The following is an 8133-nucleotide window of genomic DNA, read 5'->3' as shown; positions in this document are numbered from 1 at the left end:
GGGCGAGGCCCCGGAGCCGGGGGAGGCCCGTGCCGACCGGCAGGGTCCGGTTCCGGCACCGCGATCGGCACCCGGTTCCTCGCGCCAGGTGACCGCCCGCTGACCGTCGGTGGCCCGCCCCCGTCGTTGCCGGTCGTGACCTCGGTACGGCCTGCTTCCCCCCGCCGCCGAGGTGTTACCGTGGAATCCCGTGGATCGCGTGATCACTTTGCTGATCGGCTCGGCGTTCTGCACGACCGCTACGGACGACACGGGAGCAGGCCTTGGCCCCTTCAGCACGGACGACCAGGCACATTTTCGTCACCGGGGGCGTCGCCTCCTCGCTGGGTAAGGGGTTGACCGCCTCCAGCCTCGGCAATCTGCTCACCGCGCGTGGGCTCCGCGTGGTGATGCAGAAGCTCGACCCCTACCTGAACGTCGACCCGGGGACGATGAACCCGTTCCAGCACGGGGAGGTCTTCGTCACCGAGGACGGCGCCGAGACCGACCTGGACGTCGGGCACTACGAGCGGTTCCTGGACCGGGCGCTGTCGGGCAAGGCGAACGTCACCACCGGCCAGATCTACTCCGAGGTGATCGCCAAGGAGCGGCGTGGCGAGTACTTGGGTGACACGGTGCAGGTGATCCCGCACATCACCAACGAGATCAAGTCCCGGATCCTCGGCATGGCCGACCCGGACGCCGACGGTCAGGTGCCGGACGTGGTGATCACCGAGGTCGGTGGCACGGTCGGTGACATCGAGTCGTTGCCGTTCCTGGAGGCGATCCGGCAGGTCCGCCACGACCTGGGCCGGGACAACTGCTTCTACCTGCACGTGTCGCTGGTGCCGTACCTGGCGCCGTCGGGGGAGTTGAAGACGAAGCCGACCCAGCACTCGGTGGCGCAGCTGCGCAGCATCGGTATCCAGCCGGACGCCCTGGTGCTGCGCTGCGACCGGGACATCCCGGACAAGGTGAAGGAGAAGCTGTCGCTGTACTGCGACGTCGACCGGGAGGCGGTCACCGCCGCGCCGGACGCGCCGAGCATCTACGACATCCCGAAGGTGCTGCACCGCGAGGGCCTGGACGCGTACGTGGTGCGCCGGCTCGGCCTCTCGTTCCGGGACGTGGACTGGGCCAGCTGGGACGACCTGCTGGAGCGGGTGCACCAGCCGCGGCACACGGTGACGGTGGCCGTGGTCGGCAAGTACGTCGACCTGCCGGACGCGTACCTGTCGGTCAGTGAGGCGATCCGCGCGGCCGGGTTCGGTCACCGGGCGCGGGTGCAGCTGCGGTGGGTGCCCAGCGACGAGTGCGTGACCCCGGCCGGGGCGGCGGCCGCCCTTTCGGGGGTGGACGGCATCGTGATCCCGGGCGGGTTCGGGGTACGCGGCATCGAGGGCAAGATCGGCGCGTCCCGGTACGCCCGGGACAACCGGATCCCGCTGCTCGGGCTCTGCCTCGGCCTGCAGTGCATGACCATCGACGTGGCCCGGCACCTGGCCGGCCTCGACGGCGCCAACAGCCTGGAGTTCGACGAGAAGGCCCGGCACCCCGTGATCGCCACGATGGCCGACCAGCAGGACATCGTCGCCGGCAAGGGCGACCTGGGCGGCACGATGCGCCTGGGCGCGTACCCCGCCACGCTCACCGACGGCTCCATCGTCGCCGAGGCGTACGACGCCACCGAGATCAGCGAGCGACACCGGCACCGCTACGAGGTGAACAACGCCTACCGCGACAAGCTCACCAAGGCCGGCCTGCACATCTCCGGCACCTCCCCGGACGGCCGCCTCGTCGAGTTCATCGAGCTCGACCGCAAGGTCCACCCGTACTTCGTCGCCACCCAGGCGCACCCGGAGCTGAAGAGCCGGCCGACCCGGCCGCACCCGCTCTTCGCCTCGTTCGTGAAGGCCGCGATCACCTACTCGCAGGCCGACCAGCTTCCGGTGGACCTGGACGCCCCGGACGCCGAGCAGGCGGCCCGCAACGGGGCCGCGGCGAAGGCGGCGTCGTCGTCGTGAGCGCCGTCGAGCACCGCTACGAGGTCCGTTCCCGCCAGCAGCGCTGGTCCGGCCGGATCTTCGACGTGGTCACCGAGGAGGTGACCATGCCGGGGGGAGGGACCGGGCTGCGCGACATCGTCCGGCACGTCGGCGCGGTGGCCGTGGTGGCGCTGGACGACGCCGGCCAGGTGGTGCTGATCCGGCAGTACCGGCATCCGGTCGGCCGGCACCTGTGGGAGCTGCCCGCCGGGCTGACGGACGTCTCCGGTGAGGATCTGGCCGCCGCGGCGGCGCGGGAGCTCGCCGAGGAGGTGGACCTGACCGCCGGGCGGATGGACGTGCTGGTCGACCTGCACAGCTCGCCGGGGTTCACCGACGAGCTGGTCCGGGTCTTCCTGGCCCGGGAGCTGGCCGACGTGCCGCCCGAGCGGCGACACGAGCGGCGCGACGAGGAGGCCGACCTGCAGGTCGTACGGATCGATCTCGACGAGGCGGTCGCCATGGTGCTGGCCGGCGAGATCACCAACGCGTCCTGCGTGGCCGGGCTGCTCGCCGCCGCGCGGGCCCGGGACACCGGCTGGTCGGTGCTGCGCAGGGCGGACGCACCGCTGTCGCGCTGAGCGGTACGAGGGAGATCGACAGGGAAGGGGCCGTGCGGCGTGCCGCACGGCCCCTTCCTCGTATCACGGGTGTCAGTCGCGCAGCGGGCGACCCTGCCCGTCGACACCGCCGTTGACCAGGATCAGGATGCCGTCGATGAAGCCCCAGAGGCCACCGACGCCGCACGTCACCACGGTCACGACGAGCTGCAGCACGCCGATCTTGGTGTGGCCCATGTAGAACCGGCCGACACCGAACGAGCCGAGCACGATGCCCAGGATGCCCGCGACGACCTTGCTCTTGTCGGAGACGCCCTGCGGATATCCGGGTCCCTGGGGGTACCCGGGCTGGTAAGGAGGAGTGGTCATGAGGCGACACCCTAGTGATCCACAGGCGTCCTGTCCGCAGCGGCACCCCGCTGATGGGACGATGAAGGACGAACACTGTCCTGACGGCTGATGGCGACGTCCACCGCTGGACCGGGTCGACACCTGACAGTCCGTCAGCCGGCTCCGGCACCGGATGTCACTCTGCTGGCCCGATCGGGGCCACGGCGCGCCTAGACTGCCGCCGGCGGGACCGGTGGACCGCGGCGGCAATGGGGCTGTCGCGCACCGCGCAGTCGGGGGAGCGCGCCGCCCCGAAGAGAGGTGTCTGCATCGTGAAGGTCGGAATCCCACGCGAGGTCAAGAACCACGAGTACCGCGTGGCGATCACGCCGGCGGGCGTCAACGAGTTCGTCCGCAGCGGCCACCAGGTCTTCGTCGAGGCCGGTGCCGGCGTCGGCTCCAGCATCACCGACGACGACTTCGCCGCCGCCGGCGCCAAGATCCTGGGCACGGCCGACGAGGTGTGGGAGACCGCCGAGCTGGTGCTCAAGGTCAAGGAGCCGGTCGCCGAGGAGTACCACCGGATGCGCGAGGGTCAGGTGCTCTTCACCTACCTGCACCTGGCCGCCTCGAAGGAGTGCACCGACGCGCTGCTGGACCGGAAGGTGACGGGCATCGCGTACGAGACGGTGGAGCTGCCGGACCGGTCGCTGCCCCTGCTCGCCCCGATGTCCGAGGTGGCGGGACGGCTCGCGCCGCAGGTCGGCGCGTACCACCTACAGGCGCAGGGCGGCGGGCGCGGCATCCTGATGGGTGGCGTCTCCGGCGTGTACGCGGCCAAGACCGTGGTCATCGGCGCCGGCGTGTCCGGCATGAACGCCGCCGCCATCGCGCTCGGCCTGCAGGCCGAGGTGCTGCTGCTGGACAAGAACGTCGGGCGGCTGCGCCAGGCCGACGCCATCTACCGGGGCCACCTGCAGACGGTCGCCTCCAACGCGTACGAGGTCGAGCGCGCCGTGCTCGACGCGGACCTGGTGATCGGCGCGGTGCTGGTGCCCGGCGCGAAGGCCCCGACGCTGATCTCCAACGAGCTGGTCTCCCGGATGAAGCCGGGCAGCGTGCTCGTCGACATCTCGATCGACCAGGGCGGTTGCTTCGAGGACTCCCGGCCCACCACGCACGCGGAGCCGACCTACCGGGTGCACAACTCGATCTTCTACTGCGTGGCGAACATGCCCGGCGCGGTGCCGCACACCAGCACCTACGCGCTGACGAACGTCACCCTGCCGTACGCCCTCGAGCTGGCGAACCAGGGGTGGCGCGAGGCGCTGCGCCGCGACCCGGCGCTGGCGCTGGGCCTGAACACCCACGACGGTCAGGTCACGTACGGGCCGGTGGCCGAGGCGCACGGCATGGGCGTCCTGCCGCTGGCCGACGTGCTCGCCTGACGAGGCGGCGGTCTGAGCGCGACGGCGGAGCGGGCCGGGGCGGGCGCGGAGCCCGCCCCGGCCCTGCGCCGTGCCGTCCGCGGCTACCTCGACCACCTCACCGTCGAACGAGGACTGTCGGCGAACACGCTCGCCTCGTACCGCCGGGACCTGGAGCGTTACCTGGCGACCCTGGCCGCCGCCGGCATCGCCGACCTCGCGTCGGTCGGCGCCGGCGTCGTCGAATCGCATCTGGCCCGGCTGCGCGGCGGGGACGACGACCATCCGCCGCTGGCCGTCTCCTCGGCGGCCCGCGCCGCCAGCGCCGTGCGGGGCCTGCACCGCTTCGCGCTGCGCGAGGGGCTGGCCGGGGCCGACCCGAGCCGGGACGTCCGTCCGCCGACGCCGCCGCGCCGGCTGCCCCGCGCGCTGCCGGTCGACGACGTGGTCCGGTTGCTGGAGACCGCCGGCCCGGTCACCGTGACCGGCTCGGCGGCCCCGCTCGCGCTGCGCGACCGGGCCCTGCTGGAGTTCCTGTACGGCACCGGGGCGCGGATCTCCGAGGCGGTCGGCGCCGCGGTGGACGATGTGGACCCGGACGAGGGCTCGGTGCTGCTGCGCGGAAAGGGCGGCCGCACCCGGCTGGTGCCCGTCGGCGGGTACGCGGTCGAGGCGCTCCGGGCCTACCTGGTGCGGGCCCGCCCCACGTTGGCCGGGGCCGGGCGGGGAACCCCGGCGGTCTTCCTGAACGCGCGCGGCGGCCCGCTCTCCCGGCAGGGGGCCTGGACGATCCTGCGCCGGGCCGCCGAACGGGCCGGACTGCCGGTGGACGGTCCGGCCGCCGTCTCCCCGCACACCCTGCGCCACTCGTACGCCACCCACCTGCTCGACGGCGGCGCGGACGTGCGGGTGGTGCAGGAGCTGCTCGGCCACGCCTCGGTGACCACCACCCAGGTGTACACGCTCGTCACCGTCGAGCGGTTGCGTGAGGTGTACGCCACGGCGCACCCACGGGCCCGCGGCTGACCGTCGCAGGTCACGGCACCAGCTCGGGCGGGGCCCCGCCCGACACGCCGAACGGGTAATGAACCGCCTGCTGGTCGGTGGCGTACAGTCGGCATCGGCGCGGATCGCCTGCAGTTGTCGGGCCGGGGTGCGCGGCGGCGCCGCGAGGGACGTCGGAGGGCTCCGACGCCGGGTGGCCGTCGGGAGGGGGCAACGAGGACATGGCTGGCAACGAGGACCGTGCCGAGACGTGGACGTCGGAGCTCCGTGAGCAGCAGGCCGCGCTCGGCAACGACCTCGGACCGGCAGATCCCGCCGCCTACACGATGCGCAAGCCGATCCCCGAGCCGATGCCCACCGACCGGCACGGACCGGCCCGGATCATCGCGATGGCCAACCAGAAGGGCGGCGTCGGCAAGACCACCACGACGATCAACCTGGGTGCCGCGCTCGCCGAGTACGGCCGCAAGGTGCTGCTTGTCGACTTCGACCCGCAGGGCGCGCTCTCGGTCGGGCTCGGCGTCAACCCGCACAACCTCGATCTGTCGGTCTACAACCTGCTCATGCAGGACGACATCACCGCCGAGGACGTCCTGATCAAGACGGACGTGGCCGGGCTGCATCTGCTGCCGGCCAACATCGACCTCTCCGCCGCCGAGATCCAGTTGGTGAACGAGGTCGCCCGGGAGATGGCCCTCGCCCGGGTGCTGAGGTCGATCCGCAAGGAGTACGACTACATCCTGATCGACTGCCAGCCCTCCCTCGGTCTGCTGGCCATCAACGCGTTGACCGTCGCGCACGGCGTGCTCATCCCGCTGGAGTGCGAGTTCTTCAGCCTGCGCGGGGTGGCACTGCTGCTCGACACCATCGACAAGGTCCGCGAACGGCTCAACTTCGACCTGGAGCTCGAAGGCATCCTCGCCACCATGTACGACAGCCGCACCACCCACTGCCGGCAGGTGCTCCAGCGGGTCGTGGAGGCGTTCGGTGACAAGGTCTACCAGACGGTGATCACCAAGACGGTCAAGTTCCCCGAGTCGACAGTCGCGGGCGCCCCGATCACCACGCTCGACCCGGCCTCGTCCGGCGCGCGCAACTACCGCCAGCTGGCCCGCGAGGTGATCGCCGCCCAGGCCGAGCGGTAGGTGCCGGTGCCCTTCCGCGCCCCGTCAACTACGGTCGTCGGGTGACCGCCCCGCCCCTCGACCAGCCCGCCGCGCCTGAGCAGCCGCCGTCCGGGCCTGCCGCCCGCCCCGGTTCCGCCGCGTCGGACGCGCCGCACGCCGGGCTGTCGTCGGAGGCTGAGGGGTCGTCGCAGGCCGGGGCGGCACCGTCGACCGGCTCCGCGTCGGAGCCCGGGGGAATGCCGGAGAGTGAGCCGCTGTCGGCCGGTTCCGCGTCGGAGCCCGGGACAAGGCGGGAGAGCGAGCCGCTGTCGGCCGGTTCCGCGTCGGAGCCCGGGACAAGGCGGGAGAGCGAGCCGCCGTCGTCCGGCGCCGCTCCTGAGTCGGGGCCACCGTCGGGAAGCGCGGCGCCGCCGCCCGGATCCGTGCCGGAGCCGGAGGCAACGTTGGAGGGCGAGCCGGCGGGTGAATCGTCGTCGGAGAGCAGCGGCTTCACCGTCCGGCTGGCGAACTTCACCGGGCCGTTCGACCTGTTGCTGCAGCTCATCGGCAAACACAAGCTGGACGTCACCGAGGTGGCCCTGCACCAGGTCACCGACGAGTTCATCGCCTACATCCGGGCCATGGGCGACCAGTGGGACCTGGACGAGGCGAGCGAGTTCCTGCTCATCGCCGCCACCCTGCTGGATCTGAAGGCGGCCCGGCTGCTGCCCGCCGCCGAGGTGGAGGACGAGGAGGACCTCGCCCTCCTGGAGGCGCGGGACCTGCTCTTCGCTCGACTGCTGCAGTACAAGGCGTTCAAGGAGGCCGCCGCGCACATCGCCGACCTGGAGGCGGTGGGCGGCCGGCGGTACCCTCGCGCGGTCTCCCTCGAACCCCGGTACGCCGAGGCGCTGCCCGAGCTCGTGCTCGGCATCGGCGCGGAACGGCTGCGTGCCCTCGTGATCAGGGCGATGACGCCGAAGCCGACGCCCGAGGTCTCCATCGCCCACGTGCACATGGTCCGGGTCAGCGTCCGGGAGCACGCGGCGATCATCAGTGATCGGTTGCGGCGGGCGGGCACCGCCACCTTCTCGACGCTCTGCGCCGACTGCGAGGCCACCCTGGAGGTGGTGGCCCGGTTCCTGGCCCTGCTGGAGCTCTACCGGGAAGGGCTGGTGACCTTCGTCCAGGAACAGGCGCTCGACGAGTTGACAGTCCGGTGGACCGGGCCCGCCGACGGCGGTCCGGATCTGCAGATCGACGAGTACGCCGGCACCCCCGCCGACCCCGGCGCCCCGGCCGCGGCACCTGCCGACCCCGGCGCCCCGGCCGCGGTACCTGCCGAACCCGGTGCGGCATTTGCCGAATCCGGGGCCCCGGGCGCGGCGTCTGCCGAATCCGGGGCGCACGGCGCGGCACCTAACGAACCCGGCGGGCAGGGTGCCACACCTGTCGAATTCGGGGCGCAGGGCGGCCCACCTGCCGGACCCGGCGGGCAGGGCGCGGCAGCTGCCGAACCCGGCACCAATGGAGCGGCACCCACCGGCCGCGGGGATGCCGCAGCCGCCCCGACGGGTAGCCGCGACGTGGGCACGAGCGAGGATTGACGCGATGAGCAACGAGGAGTCCCGCAACTCACTGGCCGATCAGGCCGCCGCCTGGGTCCCACCCTGGCAACGCC

General features: G+C 72.4%; 7 protein-coding genes. 6 read left to right on the top strand and 1 reads right to left on the bottom strand.

Annotated elements, in window-relative coordinates; genetic code table 11:
• Positions 1-263: 263 nt before the first annotated feature.
• Both E1211_RS28375 and E1211_RS28370 read left to right on the top strand, forming a co-directional pair.
• Entirely contained in the window at positions 264-2003 is a 1740-nt protein-coding gene (locus tag E1211_RS28375) for a CTP synthase (RefSeq protein ID WP_132352679.1), read from the top strand.
• A complete protein-coding gene (locus tag E1211_RS28370) occupies positions 2000-2605 on the top strand; it encodes an NUDIX domain-containing protein (RefSeq protein ID WP_132352677.1) in 606 nt (201 codons plus the stop codon). The genes E1211_RS28375 and E1211_RS28370 overlap by 4 nt, the downstream gene beginning before the upstream one ends.
• Before the next feature lie 72 nt (positions 2606-2677).
• On the opposite strand, the gene E1211_RS28365 is transcribed toward E1211_RS28370, so the two are convergent.
• The gene (locus E1211_RS28365; RefSeq protein WP_132352675.1) at positions 2678-2953 is read right to left on the bottom strand and encodes a TM2 domain-containing protein; all 276 of its coding nucleotides are present in this window, start codon (positions 2951-2953) and stop codon (positions 2678-2680) included.
• Between the two features lie 293 nt (positions 2954-3246).
• Here E1211_RS28365 and ald point away from each other — a divergent pair, with 293 nt between their 5' ends.
• From ald to E1211_RS28345, 4 genes are all read left to right on the top strand, one after another.
• Positions 3247-4362: an alanine dehydrogenase gene (gene ald / locus E1211_RS28360; protein WP_132352673.1), complete on the top strand. Its 1116-nt coding sequence runs from the start codon at positions 3247-3249 to the stop codon at positions 4360-4362.
• A 12-nt stretch (positions 4363-4374) separates the two neighbouring features.
• Positions 4375-5367, top strand: coding sequence for a site-specific tyrosine recombinase XerD (locus tag E1211_RS28355; RefSeq protein ID WP_132352671.1), 993 nt, complete (start codon positions 4375-4377; stop codon positions 5365-5367).
• Between the two features lie 200 nt (positions 5368-5567).
• A complete protein-coding gene (locus E1211_RS28350; protein WP_132352669.1) occupies positions 5568-6491 on the top strand; it encodes a ParA family protein in 924 nt (307 codons plus the stop codon).
• 425 nt (positions 6492-6916) lie between these two features.
• On the top strand, positions 6917-8059 hold the full coding sequence (locus E1211_RS28345; RefSeq protein ID WP_243709733.1) for a ScpA family protein: 1143 nt from the start codon (positions 6917-6919) through the stop codon (positions 8057-8059).
• Positions 8060-8133: the final 74 nt, after the last annotated feature.

This window comes from Micromonospora sp. 15K316 (assembly GCF_004348525.1).
Taxonomy (GTDB): Bacteria; Actinomycetota; Actinomycetes; order Mycobacteriales; family Micromonosporaceae; genus Micromonospora.
This window is presented reverse-complemented; position numbering and strand designations above follow the sequence as displayed.

Excerpts from the sequence above, each read along its gene's own strand:
- E1211_RS28365 (WP_132352675.1), bottom strand. The coding sequence starts at position 2,953 with ATGACCACTCCTCCTTACCAGCCCGGGTACCCCCAGGGACCCGGATAT.
- E1211_RS28350 (WP_132352669.1), top strand. The coding sequence starts at position 5,568 with ATGGCTGGCAACGAGGACCGTGCCGAGACGTGGACGTCGGAGCTCCGT.